This window comes from Pseudomonas sp. ATCC 13867, assembly GCF_000349845.1.
In the GTDB taxonomy this organism is placed as follows: Bacteria; Pseudomonadota; Gammaproteobacteria; order Pseudomonadales; family Pseudomonadaceae; genus Pseudomonas.
Window position 1 is genome coordinate 3,121,782 of record NC_020829.1, and the last position, 15,723, is coordinate 3,137,504.

Consider the following 15,723-nt stretch of genomic DNA (forward strand, 5'->3'; position numbering starts at 1 on the left):
CGAAAATGCCGATAACCCGGTAGCCCCAAGGTTTCCTGCTCAAGGACATAACCATGCTTCTCCGCCGCCTTTCCATCCAATGGAAGATCACGCTGCTCGCCGGTCTCTGCCTGCTTGGCGTGGTATCGCTGTTGTCCGGCCTTTCCGTGTTCCGCACCCAGTACAGCACCGCGCTGGTCAAGGAATCCAGCACCCGCATGCTCGACGAAGCCGCCCAGGCACGCCTGCAATCGCGCGGCGAAGTCCAGGCCATGCGCATCCAGCGCTACATCATGGACGCCTACCAGTACGGCAAAGGCTTCTCCCGGCAAGTGCTGTTCCTGCGCGACCAGGCGCAAAAGCGCTTCCTCGACGCCTACGACCTGCGCGAAGACCTCACCCGCCAGGTAAAAACCGCCCTGGAAGGCAACCCCGAACTGCTCGGGCTCTACGTCACCTTCGAACCCAACGCCCTGGACGGCAAGGACACGCTGTTCGCCGGCCAGGCCGAGCTGGGCAGCAACGACGCCGGACGCTTCTCGCTTTACTGGTCACAGTCCACGCCAGGCAAGCTCGAATCCGAGTCGATGAACGAAGACATGCTCGCCGACACCACCCCCGGCCCAAGCGGCGCGGCCTACAACGCGTGGTTCACCTGCCCCAAGACCAGTGGCCAAGCCTGCGTGCTCGATCCCTATTTCGACGAGGTCGGCGACCGCCAGGTACTGATGACCAGCATCGCCTTCCCCTTGGAGCTGGACGGCAGGATCGTCGGCGTGATGGGTCTGGACATCGGCCTGGACAAGCTGCAGGAGATCAGCCGCCAGGGTAGCCAGGAACTGTACGACGGCCAGGGCAAGGTCAGCATTGTCAGCGCCGCCGGCCTGCTCGCCGGACACAGCGCCGACGCCAGCCGGCTGGGCAAGAAATTGCAGGAGATCTATCCGGAGCAAGGGGCGCAGCTGCTGCAGTCCATCGCCGCCAACCGCAAGCAGGTGCTGCGCCAGGACGATCAGTTGCGGGTCATCGAGCCGCTGCAACCGATTCCCGGCTCCAAGCCCTGGGGTGTCCTGCTCGAAGTGCCGCAGCAGACCCTGCTCGGCCCGGCCATCGCCCTGCAACAGCAGCTCGACGAGCAGCGCACGCAGGGCACCCTCTCCCAGCTCGGCTTCGGCCTGATCGCGGTGCTCATCGGCCTGTTCGCCATGTGGCTCACCGCCCGTGGCGTGACCCGGCCGATCCTCAACGTCGCCGCCATGCTGCGCAATATCGCCAGCGGCGAAGGCGACCTGACCACGCGCCTGAACTATTCGGGCAAGGATGAACTGGGCGAGCTGGCCGGCTGGTTCAACCGCTTCCTCGACAAGCTGCAACCGATCATCCGCGACGTGAAATCCTCCGTGCAGGACGCCCGCGCCACCGCCGACCAATCCTCGGAGATCGCCAGCCAGACCAGCGCCGGCATGCAGCAGCAGTTCCGCGAAGTCGACCAGGTCGCCACCGCCTCGCAAGAGATGAGCGCCACCGCCCATGACGTCGCCAACAGCGCGGCGATGGCCGCCGAGGCCGCCCGTGGCGCCGATGGCGCGACCCGCGATGGCCTCAGCGTGATCGACAACACCACGCGCATGATCGACGAACTGGCCAGCGACATGAGCAGCGCCATGAATCAGGTCGAAGGGTTGGCGGCGAGCAGCGAGCAGATCGGCTCGGTGCTGGACGTGATCCGTGGCATCGCCGAGCAGACCAACCTGCTGGCGCTCAATGCGGCCATCGAAGCGGCTCGCGCGGGTGAAGCCGGGCGTGGTTTCGCGGTGGTCGCCGACGAAGTACGCAACCTCGCCCGGCGCACACAGGATTCGGTGGAGGAAATCCGCCAGGTGATCGAAGGCTTGCAGAGCGGCACCCGCGACGTGGTCGGCGCGATGAACAACAGTCATCGCCAGGCGCAGGACAGCGTTTCGCAGGTCGAGCAGGCCGTGGCCGCGCTCCAGCGCATCGGCGAGGCGGTCAGCGTGATCACCGACATGAACCTGCAGATCGCCAGCGCCGCCGAGGAACAGAGCGCGGTGGCCGAGGAGATCAACCGCAACGTGGCGGGCATTCGCGACGTGACCGAATCGCTGTCCAGCCAGGCGCAGGAATCGGCGCAGGTCAGCCAGTCGCTGAACCAGTTGGCGAACCATCAGCAGGGATTGATGGATCAGTTCCGGGTTTGACGCCAGAGTCGCTTTCGTAGGAGCGGAGCTTCTCCGCGAAACCCCGGCGCAGCCGGGACATGGTTCAGACGGCGACGTTCGGGCTGGTTCGCGAGCAAGCTCGCTCCTACAGGGGAAACTCGGCGCGCTCTTCGTAGGACCGAGGGGGACGCCCAGTCCTTGCTCGCGAACCGCACGGCACCCATCGCGGACAGAGTCCTCTCCTACAAAAACCGGAATCACGCCACCCGACGCGGCAACTCGATCACCACGCGCAATCCACCCAACTCGCTCGCCTCCAGCCTCAGGCCACCGCCACACGCCGCCGCGATATCCCGCGCGATGCCCAAGCCCAGGCCATGCCCCGCAACCTGCTCGTCCAGCCGCGTGCCACGCTCCAGTACGCTGTCACGCTGCTCCTCGGCGATGCCAGGGCCATCATCATCCACGCTCAGAAGATAGCGACCGGCGCCCTTCTCCACTGTCAGCCGCACCTGGCCGTCCGCCCACTTGCAGGCGTTGTCCAGCAGGTTGCCCAGCATCTCCAGCAGGTCCTCACGGTCGAACGGCAGCCGCAGGCCGGGCGTCGCGTTCCAGTCGATCCGCAGGTGCTCGCCATGAATCAGCCGCAGCATCTCGCACAGGCTGGGCAGTTCGGCATCGCAGTCGAAATGCGCGCCGGGCAGCGCTTCTCCCACCAGACGCGCCCGCCCCAGCTCGCGGGCCAGGCGCTGCTCGATCTGTTCCAACTGCTCCTGCAGCACACGGCGCAACTCCGGGTGCTCATGCAGTTCGGCGCGATCGGCAAGGCTGATCAGGACCGCCAACGGCGTTTTCAAGGCATGGCCGAGGTTACCCAGCGCGTTGCGCGAGCGGCGCAGGGTATCCTCGGTGTGCTGCAACAGGTGGTTGACCTGATCCACCAGCGGTTCCAGCTCCTGCGGTACCTGGCGGTCCAACTGGCTGCGCCGCCCCTCCTGCAACTGCGCGATCTGCTGGCGCACCCGTTCCAGCGGACGCAGCGCACGACGCACGGCGAAGCCCTGGAAGACCAGGATCAGCAACAACGCCACCCCGCCGGCGCCCAGGCCGATGTTGCGCAGGCGATTGAAGCTCTTGAGGATCGGCGTGTAATCCTGCGCCACGACAATCCTCAGTTTCTTGCCATAGCGCTTGTAGTCGCCGCGATAGACCAGCAGGCGCTGCCCCTCCGGGCCCTTTTCCAGGTCACGGGCCAGGCCCTTGTGCGACGGCAGATCCAGCTCGCGGTCCCACAGGGAACGGGAGCGCCAGGTGACGTCATCGAAGCGGATGACGAAATAGCGTCCGGAGAACAGCCGCTCGTAGACGGCATCCACCCGCTGGCTGTCCAGTTGCAGCCCGGCCGGGCCGCGCATGATGCCCACCAGCAGGCTTTCCGCCTCATCCTGCAGGCCGTTGGCGAGATAGCGGCGCAACCCCTGGTCGAACAGCCAGAGCCCGGTCTGCGCCAGCGCCAGGCCGATCACCACCAGCACCACGCCGAGCCCGAGGCCGAGCCGGCGCTGGATCGACATCAACGGGCGGCTCCGCCGGCATTGCCGGTGAAGCGGTAACCCTGCCCACGGCGGGTCTCGATGATCTCGCGGCCCAGCTTGCGGCGCAGGTGGTTGATATGCACCTCGATGACGTTGGAGTCGCGCTCCGTCTCGCCGTCATAGAGGTGCTCCGCGAGGTGGGACTTCGACAGCAACTGCCCGGGATGCAGCATGAAGTAGCGCAGCAGGCGGAACTCGGCGGAAGTCAGATCGACGTCCTTGCCGCCCTGCTGCACGCACTGCCGCGCCTCGTCCAGGCTCAGCCCCGCCACCTCCAGCTGGCTCTGGTTGGCCAGGCCACGGGCACGGCGCAGCAGCGCCTGGATGCGCAGCAGTAGCTCTTCGGGATGGAATGGCTTGGTGAGGTAGTCGTCGGCGCCAGCCTTCAAGCCGTCGATGCGCTCGGCCCAGGAACCGCGCGCGGTGAGGATCAGCACTGGCGTTGCCAGCCCCATGCCGCGCCATTCGCGCAGCACATCCAGTCCTGGACGCCCCGGCAGGCCGAGGTCGAGAACGATCAGGTCATAGGGCTCGCTGGCGCCCTGCACGGCGGCATCGCGGCCGTCGGCCAGCCAGTCGACGGCATAGCCCTGGCGCGTCAGGGCGGCCAGCAGTTCATCGGCCAGGGGGACGTGGTCTTCCACCAGCAGCAGGCGCATCAGTCGTCTTCCTTATCCTTGAGGATGCGACCGTCGCGGGCATCCAGTTCCAGTTCGCGCACCACGCCATCGACGGTGAGCAACTCCACCTCGTAGACATAGGCGTCGTGTTCCTTCTCCAGCTCCGCCTCCAGCAACTTCGAACCGGGATAGCGGGCCTGGGCGATGGGCAGGATTTCCTCGAACGGGCGGATCACGCCCTCACGGCTCAGCCGCAGGGCCTCGTCCTGGCTCAGGTCATGGGCCTGCGCGGCGCCGGCCGACAGGGCGAGCGCAACGGCCAGCAGGGCCACGCGCGGCAAATCGATCTTCATCAGTCGTCCTGGCGATCCTTGATGACTGCACCGCTCACCGCATCGAGTTCGACATCCCATTTCACGCCCTGGGCGTCCTTGATATCGACCTTGTAGAGGTAGCGGCCATGTTCCAGCTCAAGCTCGCTATCGTACACCGTTCCGCCCGGATGCTTGCCCAGCGCGGTCTGGTTGAGCGCTTCGAAATCGCGGATGGTGCCGGCATCGCGCAGACGCAGCGCCTCGTCCGGTCCAACGTCGTGGGCCATCGCCGTGGCGGCGCCAAGCAGCAGCGCGGTGGCGGCGGTGAGGATGATCAGCGGTTTCATGGGCAAACACCTCGTCTGAAATAGCATCGTCCTCAGACTAAGGTGAAGGACTTAATTCAAGCTGAATCGACAAAGGTCATTCACCCCGTGAAGTATCCTTGCTCGCCGCATACAGGCTCTATAATCGCGGGCCTGCATCCGCGAGGCCCCGCATGACCGCCATCCAGATCAAGACTCCCGCCCTCACCCTCAAGGCCGGCACCCGCGCCCTCAAGCGCATCCGCGAACAGGGATTGGCCCCCGCCGACGTCGGCATCCTGCCTGGCGCCGCCGGCGGCCCGAAGGCGCTGGGCATCCAGGGCCTGGACCTGGCGCTGTTCGGCGAATGGCTGCCACGCGCACCGCGCGAACGCTCGCTGATCGGTGCGTCCATCGGCTCCTGGCGCTTCGCCAGCGCCTGCCTGCCGGATCCGGCCGAGGGTATCCGCCGCCTCGGAGCGCTTTACACCCAGCAGCGTTTCGCCCGCAATGCGAGCATCGCCGACGTCTCGAAAAGCTGCGCGAAAATGCTCGACGACCTGCTCGACGGCCGCGACGCCAGCGTGCTGGACAATCCCTGGTACCGCCTCAACGTGGTGGTGGTGAAAAGCCACGGCCGCCTCGCCCAGGACGGCAAGGCCAACCTCGGCCTGGGACTGGGCGCAGTGATCCGCGACAACCTGCTGGGGCGTCGTCACCTGCATCGGCATTTCGAACGGCTGATCATCCACGACTCGCGCCGCGCTCCGCCGCTGGAAGCGCTGTCGGACTTCCCCTCGCGCTACCTGCACCTGGACCTGGCCAACCTGCGTCACGCCCTGCTCGCCTCCGGCTCGATCCCGATGGTGATGGAAGGCGTGCGCGACATTCCCGGCGCCGGGCCCGGTACCTACCGCGACGGCGGCCTGCTCGACTATCACCTCGACCTGCCCTACCTGCCTGAGGGCGTGGTGCTCTACCCGCACTTCACCGACAAGGTGATCCCCGGCTGGTTCGACAAGGGCCTGCCCTGGCGCCGTGGCGACGCCGGCCGACTGCAGGACGTGCTGCTGCTGGCCCCTTCGAAGGAATACCTGGCGCGCCTGCCGCACAACAAACTGCCGGACCGCAAGGACTTCCACCGCTATCTGGGCGACGACGCCGGCCGCGAGCGCTACTGGCACAAGGCAATGGACGAAAGCCGGCGGATGGGCGACGAGTTCCTTGAACTGGCAGACAGCGGCCGGCTGGGTGAGCGCCTGCTGCCGCTGACATGATCGGCGCGACTTGCATCACCATGCGCCGTCTACCTTCGTTCCGCTCATTCGCCCTTCCCGCCTCGCCCTGGCAGTAAGCGGACTCTGTTCGCGATTCGCCGGAAGGTTCGGTGCCAGGCGAGTTCGCGAGCAAGCTCGCTCCTACAAGAAACCCACCGGGATGGCATACGTAGGATGGCGTTGAGCGAAGCGATACCCATCACGGCGGATAACGCTGCGCGTTATTCGCCCTACGAAGGGCATCGCGGACGGAGCCCGCTCCTACGGATAACGCGGCACATACCGCTCTTGTAGAAGCGGGCTCCGTCCGCGATTCGTCGGCAGGTTCGGTGCCAGGCGGGTTCGCGAAGAGAAATCAGCCCGGCTGCCCATCCAGCCGCGGACGCCAGAACATCGGCCCGTAGTGCCAGGCGAACAGCAGGAAAGCCACCACCCAACAGGCAGCGGCCAGGCTCAGGCCCTGCAGCGGCAGCCACACCACCAGCAGCACCCGGAAAAGCACCCCCAGGTTCAGTAGCGCGAACGCCAAGGCCATGACCTTCGGCGGCTGCAGCGGGCGCCCCGTATGGCCAAGGCTGACGCGGGCGATCATCGCCAGGATCAGGCCACCCACACCGCCAACCGTCAGCGCATGGATCGGCAGGCTGACGGCGAGCGGCGCACCGAAGTTCCATGCGGCCATGCCCGCCGGGGCCAGCATCATCCAGAGATAGGCCAGGTGCAGCGACCACAGCAGCGGTACGCTCCAGATCCCCTTGTCCCGCCAGCGCCACAGGCGAATCAGGTGCCCCAGGGCGAGCACCGCGAACAGCGCGCCCACCAGCGGCTGCGGCGTCAGGCCGAATCCGGTCGCCGTCAGCACGGCCACCAGCATCGTGCCGGCCAGCAGCACGTTGTCCAGCCAGGGCCAGGCCGGCACCTGCGCGGTGCGCCCCAGGCCACGCTGGGTGAAGAAAGGAATGACCCGTCCGCCGATCAGCCCCATCAGGGCCGCCACCAGCCAGAGCGCGGCCAGCACACCGCCACGCTGCCAGTTTTCGTTACCGCTCCAGAGGCCCAGCATTACCTGTGCATCGGCCAGGGTGAGCAGTGTCAGCACCGCGATCACCGGGTAGTTGCGCACCTGTTTCACCTGCCACAGGCTGCGTCCGACGAAGAACGCCAGCGCCGGCAGGAACGCCAGTTCCAGCGGCGTGACCAGCCACAGCGGCGCACCGCCGAGCCAGCCGAGCCGGGCCGCCAGCCAGATCGCGGAAAGGATCATCAGCGGGCGCCCGCTGACGCCGGGTCGGCCGGTCCAGGTCTGGACGGCCGTCAACAAAAAGCCAGCGACGATGGCGCTGGCGAATCCAAACAGCATTTCGTGACGGTGCCAGGCCAACCAGCCACCCAGTGGCTCCCAGGCCGGCAACACCCCCAGCAGCACCGCCGCCCAGGCGGCAATACCGATCAACGCAAACAACGCGCCGCCGAGGAAGAATGGGCGGAAGCCCAGGCGCCACAGCGGCGGAATGCTCAACAACGCTTTTCGATCAACCAGCAACACAGCATGCCTCCCATCCTTCCTTGCGCATCTGATGCTGGGCGATGAGACGCAGCACATAACCCAGCTTCAGTAGTGTAGGACCGAGGATGGTAAATGCGTGAGCCATCACGATCGCCAGCAGCGACAGCCGGGTATCGACGAAATAGGCTCCGATGATCCCCACCAGCAACAGCGCAAGCCCGCTGCCGAGCAGCGTCGACGACATTACCAGGTTCCGTCTGGGGCAAGCGAAAAGACCGTCCATCACACACCTCCTCGGTTGAATCGGCCCGCGGGCGGGCCGGGTGTTTCAGCTTCAGGCCTCCAGCGCGCTGGCCGGGCCGAAGAACTCGTAGTGGGCCTGCCGCTCGGGCACGCCGAGCTCGCGCAGATGACGCTTCACCTGGGCCATGAAGGGCTTGGGTCCGAGGAAGTAGGCATCCAGGTCACGGTCGACCGGCAGCCATTCGGCCAGCAGATCGCGGCTGAGGAAACCTTCTGCGTGCACCTCATCCTGCTCGCGCGGCTCGCTGTAGCAGAAGTAATGCACCAGGTGCGGATGAGCCTCGGACTGCGCCTCGACCCAGTCGCGGAAGGCATGCACGCCGCCGTGACGCGCGCAGTGGATGAAATGCACCTCGCGGCCGCTGCCCAGCGCCTGCTTGAGCATCGCCAGCGCCGGGGTGATGCCCACGCCGGCAGTGATCAGCGCCAGGGGCTTCTCGCCGTCGCGCAGGACGAAGTCGCCCGCTGGCGGGAACAGGTCGATCTCGTCGCCCACCTGCACCTGATCATGCAGATGGTTGGACACCTTGCCCTCCTGCTCGCGCTTCACGCTGATGCGGTACTCGCGGCCATTGGGTACATCGGAGAGCGAGTAGGTACGGCGTACTTCTTCGCCATCCAGCTCCAGGCGCAGACCGATGTACTGACCCGGCTGGAAGTCCAGCAGTGCGCCACCGTCCACCGGCTGGAAGTAGAAGGAGGTGATTTCCTCGCTCTCCACGTCCTTGCGGACGACGCGGAAACGCCGCGCACCGCGCCAGCCGCCGAGCTGCTCGGCATTCTGCTGGTACACCGATTCCTCGGCGCCGATCAGGATTTCAGCCAGTTGGCCGTAGGCAGCGGCCCAGGCATCGATCACCGCCTGGGTGGCGATTTCCTCGCCGAGCACCTCGCGGATGGCCCGCAGCAGGCAGGTGCCGACGATCGGATAATGCTCCGGCAGGATCTGCAGCGCGACGTGCTTGTTGACGATCTTCGCCACCAGCGGGCCGAGCTGTTCCAACTCGTCGATGTGGCGGGCGTACATCAGGACACCGTTGGCCAGGGCGCGGGGCTGGTCGCCGGACGCCTGGTGCGCCTGGTTGAACAGCGGACGCACTTCCGGGTATTCGCTCAGCATCATCTTGTAGAAGTGCTGGGTCAGCGCCTCACCGCCGGTCTCCAGCAGCGGGACAGTGGCTTTGACCAGGGTACGGTGTTCATTGGACAGCATCGGGATCTCCTCGGATTGGCCAGGCAGAGAGGGGTCTGCCTGTGCTTTCTGCCAGAAGTACTTCAGGAAGCGTGCCAACCCTACAGCCCACTATTTTCGGGACCTTTGCAGTTTATTGAGTCATAATGACCAGAGTATCAATGAGTCAAAAAGACTCTCAAGAGGTCAAAATGACCCGAAACCCCTTGCTTGCCACCCTGCTCCCCCTGGTTGCCGATCTCTCCCGCGAGCTGCCCGACAGCGAGCGCTATCGACGCCTGCTGGAGGCGCTGCGCCAGTTGCTGCCCTGCGATGCCACCGCCCTGCTGCGCCTGGAAGGTGATCAACTGGTACCGCTGGCCGTCGACGGACTCAGCGCCGACACCCTCGGCCGCCGCTTCAAGACCAGCGAACACCCGCGCCTGCGCGCACTACTCGAACACCCCGGCCCGACCCACTTCGCCGCCGACTGCGGCCTGCCGGACCCTTACGATGGCCTGGTGGAAGGCCTGCATGGCCACCTGGAAGTGCACGACTGCCTGGGCTGCCCGCTGTTCCTCGACGAACAGCCCTGGGGCCTGCTGACCCTCGACGCCCTCGACCCGGAGCGCTTCTCCACCGGCGACCTGGACAACCTGGAAGCCTTCGCCAGCCTTGCCGCCGCCACGGTGAAAGCCAGCCAGCGCATGCTCGACCTCACCCTGCGCGCGGAGCACGAGCAACAGCGCGCCGATGCCTACCAGCGCGCGTCCGGCGACCAGCCGCGGGAACTGATCGGCCAGAGCAAGGCGCACCAGGCGCTGATGAACGAAATCCAGCTGGTGGCCGGCAGCGACCTGAGCGTGCTGATCACCGGCGAGACCGGCGTGGGCAAGGAGCTGGTGGCACAGTCGATCCACGCCAACTCCCTGCGCCGCGAGCAGCCGCTGATCAGCCTCAACTGCGCGGCGCTGCCGGAAACCCTGGTGGAAAGCGAACTGTTCGGCCACGTGCGCGGCGCGTTCTCCGGCGCGGTGGGCGAGCGCCGCGGCAAGTTCGAGCTGGCCGACGGCGGCACCCTGTTCCTCGACGAAGTCGGCGAACTGCCGCTGGCGATCCAGGCCAAGCTGCTGCGCGTCCTGCAGAGCGGCCAACTGCAGCGAGTCGGCTCGGACCGCGAACACCACGTCGATGTCCGCCTGATCGCCGCCACCAACCGTGACCTGGCCGAGGAGGTGCGCACCGGACGTTTCCGCGCCGACCTCTACCACCGCCTGAGTGTCTACCCGCTGCGCGTACCGCCCCTGCGCGAGCGCAGCAACGACGTTCTGCTGCTGGCGGGCTACTTCCTCGAAGAAAACCGTCCGCGCCTCGGCCTGCGCAGCCTGCGCCTGACCCGCGAAGCCCAGGCCGCCCTGCTCGACTACAACTGGCCGGGCAACGTGCGCGAACTGGAACACCTGATCGGACGGGCGTCCCTCAAGGCGCTGGCGAACCATCCGCAGCGCTCGCGCATCCTCAGCCTGGGCCTGGGCGATCTCGGCCTGGAACAACAACGACCGTCGCTCCACGGCGTGACCACTCGCGAGGGCAACGCCCCGGAAGCCGCCGTCGAAGGCGAACTGCGCCCGGCGGTGGACGCCTTCCAGCGCCGCATGATCAGCCACTGCCTGGAACGTCATGCCGGCAACTGGGCGGCGGTCGCCCGCGAACTGGGGCTGGACCGGGCCAACCTCAATCGGCTGGCGCGCCGGCTGGCGATCAAGTGACCGTACGCGAGGATTGCGCGCTCATCCGCTGCTCGCCTCTACATACGGGGCTCTGCAGATAGGCGCCTCCGGTTATCGGCCCTGGCCACCGCAGGGTCTATCGTCGGCCGTGTGAAAACGCACTCTCGAAACAGGTTAGACTTGGCCCCAATTCCGTTGCCTGGCGGCAGTCAGAAATCGCCGACTGGATGGAAAGCCTCCAGCCCAGCAACGACCGATCAGTACATCAATCACTACATCCGCATCACGGGCCTTTCCGAAACGCCCGCCTCATCTGAGTTACAGGAAATCCCGTGGAATTGTTCAAAGAGTTCACCTTCGAAGCCGCCCACCGCCTGCCCCACGTCCCGGCCGGGCACCAGTGCGGCCGCCTGCATGGCCACTCCTTCCGGGCCGCCATCTACATCGAGGGCGAAGTCGACCCGTACACCGGCTGGATTCGCGACTTCGCCGAGATCAAGCAGATCTTCAAGCCGATCTACGACCAGCTCGACCACAACTACCTGAACGAGATTCCGGGGCTGGAAAACCCCACCAGCGAAAACCTCTGCCGGTGGATCTGGCAACAGCTCAAACCGCTGCTGCCGGAGCTGTCCAGGGTGCGGGTGCACGAGACCTGCACCAGCGGGTGCGAGTATCGCGGGGACTGAACTGCGTCCACGCTCACTGAGCGTGGACAACAGTTGCCGGCTGGCGCGGCGCCGACCTTGTAGGAGCGAGCTTGCTCGCGAAAGCACGCCACCAACAGGGTCAGGTGTGAAACGGGTTCGCGAGCAAGCTCGCTCCTACGAGAAGCAAGCGCGTTCCGTGCAAGACGCAATCGCTCCGGCCAGAAAACCAAAGGCCCCTTTCGGGGCCTTTGTCGTTTCCGGGCTTAGCGCGAAGCCTTGCGGCGCAGGGCCGAGGGGCTGAAGTTGGAGTCGTCCGGCGGCGCCTGGCTGAAGTCGGCGGTGCCGGACTCCTCGTTATCCAGCCACTGGATGCTGTAGCGGTGCGCCTGGAGGTCGTGGAAGGTGTCCAGCGCCGTCCACACCATCGGCTGCTCGTAGAAGCTCTTCAGGTAGGCCTGGGACACGCGCCACAGCTCGCCACGGCCGTCGTACTGGTCCACCACGGCGGCGCCCCAGCTGTCCTCGTCGAGGTACAGGGTGCGACGCGAGTAGATGTGCCGCGCGCCGGGCTTGAGCTTGCCGTCCACCACCCAGACGCGATGCAGCTCGTAGCGGGTGTACTTGGGATTGATGTGGCCGGGGGTGAGCAGGTCCTTGTACTTAACCTCGGGGCTGGTGACCTGGTAGTTGTTGTAGGGGATGTAGATTTCCTTCTTACCCACCAGGGTCCAGTCGTAGCGGTCCGGCGCGCCGTTGTACATGTCGGTGTCGTCGGCGGTGCGCAGGCCATCGGAGTCCTCGATGGGGGTGTCGTAGGCCAGGGTCGGCGCGCGCCGTACGCGGCGCTGGCCGGGGTTGTAGCCCCAGGCCTGGCGCGGTTCCTTGACCTGGTCGAGGGTCTCCTGCACCAGTGCGCCGTTGCCGGCCAGGCGGGCCGGTGCGGTGGTGAAGGTCATGTAGTAGAACAGCGTGTTGCCGAGCTTGTCGTAGCTGCCCTTGGGGTCGTAGAAGCGGAACAGTGCCTCGTCCTGCGAGGTCACCAGCGCGTACGCGCCGTTGCGCTGCACACCGGCCTGGGACGAACGCCGCACGATGTAGGTGCCACGGTAGCGGGCGATGTGGTTCCACACCGCCTCCACGCCGCTCTGCGGGATCGGGAACGGCACGCCGCCGTAGGCATCGGAGAAGCCGTTGCCGCCTTCCACCAGCTTGGCGCTGGTGGCGTTCTTGTAAATGTTGTCGTAGATCCATTGCGGCGCCGAGCCGGTGCGGTGGGTCTCGTAGACCGGCATCTGGTAGCTGTCCGGGTAGGCGTTGAACAACGCGATCTGCCCCGGTGTCAGGTTGGCCTTGTACTGGTCCAGGTTGGCCTTGGTGATGACGAACTGTGGCTTCTCGCCGGCGAAGGGATCGACGTAGTGCGCGCCCGGCCCCTTGTAGCCGGCCGGCGCCGAGGTCAGGCCGCCCGTCCAGGCCGGGATGGTGCCGGCGGCGTTGCCGGCCTTCTCCGCCCCCATCGGGGTGAGACTGCTCTTGAGCTGGGCCGCCTGGTCAGCCGAAACCGCTGCACGGGCATCGGTGACAGCCAGTGCCGTCAGGGTCGCAAGGACGATCAGGGAACTCTTCTTGTACATGGTTCTCTCCGGATCAGAACGAGTATTTCGCGGTCACCGAGACGTTGTCCCGGTCACGCATGGAGTTGCTGGAACCGGCGCCGTAATAGCTGGTGTACTGGGTGCCGACCTCGAAGGTGTTCAGGTAGCTGGCGTCGATGCCGAGGGTATAGGCCTTGCGTCCTTCGATGAAGTTGCCGGTGCGGTCGGAGTTGCCGCTGAAGTCCTCCTGGTAGACGACGTAGGGCGACAGCTTCACCCCAGCGTAGACATCGTTCCAGCTGCCGGTAAGCAGCAGCGTGTAGCCGTAGCTGTCGCGGTCGATCTGCACGTCGTCATCGTTGCCGCCGACATAGGCCTTGTCCTGGGCGCCGACGAATCTGCGCTCGCTACCGTCCCAGGCGGTGTATTTCAGGCTGCTGCCACGGATGTGCTCGGAGGCCAGTTCGGCCACGCCGGTCATGGAGTCGAAGGACAGATGCGGGCCGAAGTTGTAGATGGTCGACAACGAGATGTTGTAGGTCTCGGCGCGTTCGTAGTTCTCGAACAGCTCGCCCCGACACAGTTGCTTGCCGGCCACCGGGGCGCAGGCCTGGCCGGCAGGCACGTTGGCGTCGAACAGGTTGGTCTGGCCGAGCACACCCTGGGTCAGCAGGTCGCCGAGGATGTCGTCGGTGGCGGAAATGCTGATCGGCATGTTCGGCCGGTAGGCGATCTCGCCGGACACCGAGGCATCGCCCAGGGTGGTGTTGAAGCTGAAGCCGTACATGCGGATGTCTTCGACATAGTCGCGACGCGCCTCGGCGTTGCTGGCCATGTCCAGCGTAGACAGCCCCGGCACGGCTTCGCCCAGGCCCAGCGGCCCGAGCAACGCGTTCAGCCCATCCACGTCGACGCCCTGGTAGTTGCGCAGGTCGACAGCGATCTGCGGCTCCTTGGCGTGGTAGTTGACGAAGTAGAAGCCGAACTCGGTGGAATTCAGTTCCTCGGCGATGTAGCGGAAGGCGACGCCGAACTGGCCATCGTCACGGGCATCGATGTCCTTGCCGACGTTGGCAACCTTGAAGGTGCCGGTGTTGGGGTTCAGGTAGGCGTTTGGCCCGTGCGGCCCGTTGCCCAGCAGCCCGAGGGAGGCCACGGTCGGGTAGCCCGCCAGCAGCTCCTTGATCAGCGGGTTGTCCTCGGTGGTGTAGGCGGTGTTGCCGCCGTCGCTGAACAGGTCGGTGTCGGAGAAATAGGTCCCCACCGAGTCCAGCCGGGTTTCCTTCCACTTCCACTGGTAGAAGGTCTCCATCGACAGGTCGTCGGTCAGGCCGAGGTTGAAGCTCAACGCCTCCACCGGCACCAGCACTTCCTTGAGCTCCGAGCCCGGCAGGTGGAAGCGCGCGGCGTCCACCGGGTTGATGGTGTTGATGCCGCCCCGGTAGAACACGCCCTCGCCCCAGTTCAGCACTTGGCGGCCGACGCGGCCGGTGAGCGGGTGTTCGGCGATGTCCCAACTGCCGGAGAGGTAGGCATCCAGCAATTCGGCCTTGCGGCCGGCGATATGGCGGGTGTCATCGGTGAAGTGATCGTCCTGCGGGAACGACTGGCTGGGACGCTCCACGCCGTTGGTGGTGTCGTAGTAGTCGTTGCGCTTGTCCATGATCTGCGTGTCGTAATAGGCAGTGCCACGCATGAACAGGCCGTAGTTCTGGTATTTGGCCGACAGGTCCGAGGTGAGCTTGAACACCTGGGAAACCAGCCCGGTGTCGAAGTTGCGGTTGCCGTCGTCGGCGTTGATGTCGGTGATGTTGTCCTTGTCGCGCCCCTGCACGCGCCACATCGCGCCGTAGGACAAGGTACTGTCCAGGGAACCGGTGATCTCGTTGTCCGCCAGCTTGAACTCCAGCGCCTGCGCCGAGCCCGCGACCAGCAGCGGCAAGAGTCCCATCACCGCGCCCGCGCGCCGGGGCGCCCAGAATATGGACGAACGTCCCCCATTCTGACTGTTCATAGACAGCATTACCTCCTTGACGGCCAAGATTTATTGCCCGGTCGTTGCAACCGGTGCTGTTTTTATTCGTCTCTCGGCTGCTGATCGCCCGGCTCCTGCCGGACCATCACGCAGTAACTCGCCTGCTGGAGCGCTTGCGGGCGCTCGGAGTACCCCTGTCGATTCTGGCTGCACGCCCAGAGTTGGCACTATCGTGCAGGCAAAGTAACAAACTGTTTCCCGCCTGCCAATCCGAAGGATGAAATCCGAGCTTTTTCGCGAGCAAGGAAAAACCCGGCCTATGGCCGTAATGCTGTTCACTTAGGCATTTAGTGGACCATCGCGAGCTCCGATAAACCGATACCAGGTGCTCTGGTATCGGTTTTTTGTTCCTTTTTCAGAGCCACAGAGGGAACAACCCATTCAAAATCCCCGCTTGAAGCGACCTGCGGAGCAAAGAAACGCCGCGATCCTGGCGAAGGAGTCGCGGCGTTTTTCTTAAGT

Annotated in this window: 14 protein-coding genes; 5 read left to right on the top strand and 9 right to left on the bottom strand. The window is 65.5% G+C overall.

Translation table 11 applies throughout. From position 1 onward, the window contains the following. Positions 1-53 precede the first annotated feature (53 nt). A complete protein-coding gene (locus tag H681_RS13840; protein WP_015477491.1) occupies positions 54-2,198 on the top strand; it encodes a methyl-accepting chemotaxis protein in 2,145 nt (714 codons plus the stop codon). 218 nt (positions 2,199-2,416) lie between these two features. Here the strand turns inward: H681_RS13840 and H681_RS13845 are convergent, their stop codons facing one another. From H681_RS13845 to H681_RS13860, 4 genes are read right to left on the bottom strand one after another with little or no spacing between them, the layout of a single operon-like run. Next, positions 2,417-3,736, bottom strand: a complete 1,320-nt coding sequence (locus H681_RS13845) for an ATP-binding protein (RefSeq protein ID WP_041711995.1) — start codon at positions 3,734-3,736, stop codon at positions 2,417-2,419. Then, the gene (locus H681_RS13850; RefSeq protein ID WP_015477493.1) at positions 3,733-4,413 is read right to left on the bottom strand and encodes a response regulator transcription factor; all 681 of its coding nucleotides are present in this window, start codon (positions 4,411-4,413) and stop codon (positions 3,733-3,735) included. Before H681_RS13850 ends, H681_RS13845 begins: the two co-directional genes overlap by 4 nt. Next, on the bottom strand, positions 4,413-4,727 hold the full coding sequence (locus tag H681_RS13855; RefSeq protein ID WP_015477494.1) for a PepSY domain-containing protein: 315 nt from the start codon (positions 4,725-4,727) through the stop codon (positions 4,413-4,415). The genes H681_RS13850 and H681_RS13855 overlap by 1 nt, the downstream gene beginning before the upstream one ends. After that, positions 4,727-5,035, bottom strand: coding sequence for a PepSY domain-containing protein (locus H681_RS13860; protein ID WP_015477495.1), 309 nt, complete (start codon positions 5,033-5,035; stop codon positions 4,727-4,729). The genes H681_RS13855 and H681_RS13860 overlap by 1 nt, the downstream gene beginning before the upstream one ends. 152 nt (positions 5,036-5,187) lie before the next feature. Here H681_RS13860 and H681_RS13865 point away from each other — a divergent pair, with 152 nt between their 5' ends. Then, complete coding sequence (locus H681_RS13865; protein WP_015477496.1) at positions 5,188-6,270, top strand: hypothetical protein; 1,083 nt, start codon at positions 5,188-5,190, stop codon at positions 6,268-6,270. A 355-nt stretch (positions 6,271-6,625) separates the two neighbouring features. Here the strand turns inward: H681_RS13865 and H681_RS13870 are convergent, their stop codons facing one another. Genes H681_RS13870 through hmpA form a run of 3 tightly spaced genes read right to left on the bottom strand, consistent with a single transcriptional unit; the run spans position 6,626 to position 9,293 of the window. Beyond that, a complete protein-coding gene (locus tag H681_RS13870; protein WP_041711997.1) occupies positions 6,626-7,816 on the bottom strand; it encodes an NnrS family protein in 1,191 nt (396 codons plus the stop codon). Further along, on the bottom strand, positions 7,803-8,060 hold the full coding sequence (locus H681_RS13875) for a hypothetical protein (RefSeq protein ID WP_015477498.1): 258 nt from the start codon (positions 8,058-8,060) through the stop codon (positions 7,803-7,805). The genes H681_RS13870 and H681_RS13875 overlap by 14 nt, the downstream gene beginning before the upstream one ends. Positions 8,061-8,111: 51 nt before the next feature. Beyond that, a complete protein-coding gene (gene hmpA / locus H681_RS13880) occupies positions 8,112-9,293 on the bottom strand; it encodes an NO-inducible flavohemoprotein (protein WP_015477499.1) in 1,182 nt (393 codons plus the stop codon). 170 nt (positions 9,294-9,463) lie between these two features. Here hmpA and norR point away from each other — a divergent pair, with 170 nt between their 5' ends. The 3 genes from norR to queD all read left to right on the top strand — a co-directional run bounded on the left by norR (position 9,464) and on the right by queD (position 11,670). After that, positions 9,464-11,020 (top strand): nitric oxide reductase transcriptional regulator NorR, encoded by a 1,557-nt coding sequence (norR, locus tag H681_RS13885; RefSeq protein WP_015477500.1) that lies wholly within the window; start codon positions 9,464-9,466, stop codon positions 11,018-11,020. Between the two features lie 74 nt (positions 11,021-11,094). Further along, a complete protein-coding gene (locus H681_RS25900; RefSeq protein WP_080636224.1) occupies positions 11,095-11,298 on the top strand; it encodes an AlpA family phage regulatory protein in 204 nt (67 codons plus the stop codon). A gap of 15 nt (positions 11,299-11,313) precedes the next feature. Beyond that, a complete protein-coding gene (queD, locus tag H681_RS13890) occupies positions 11,314-11,670 on the top strand; it encodes a 6-carboxytetrahydropterin synthase QueD (RefSeq protein WP_015477501.1) in 357 nt (118 codons plus the stop codon). A gap of 224 nt (positions 11,671-11,894) precedes the next feature. Here the strand turns inward: queD and H681_RS13895 are convergent, their stop codons facing one another. After that, complete coding sequence (locus tag H681_RS13895; protein WP_015477502.1) at positions 11,895-13,265, bottom strand: DUF1329 domain-containing protein; 1,371 nt, start codon at positions 13,263-13,265, stop codon at positions 11,895-11,897. A 13-nt stretch (positions 13,266-13,278) separates the two neighbouring features. Beyond that, a complete protein-coding gene (locus tag H681_RS13900; protein ID WP_086009562.1) occupies positions 13,279-15,240 on the bottom strand; it encodes a DUF1302 domain-containing protein in 1,962 nt (653 codons plus the stop codon). Positions 15,241-15,723: the final 483 nt, after the last annotated feature.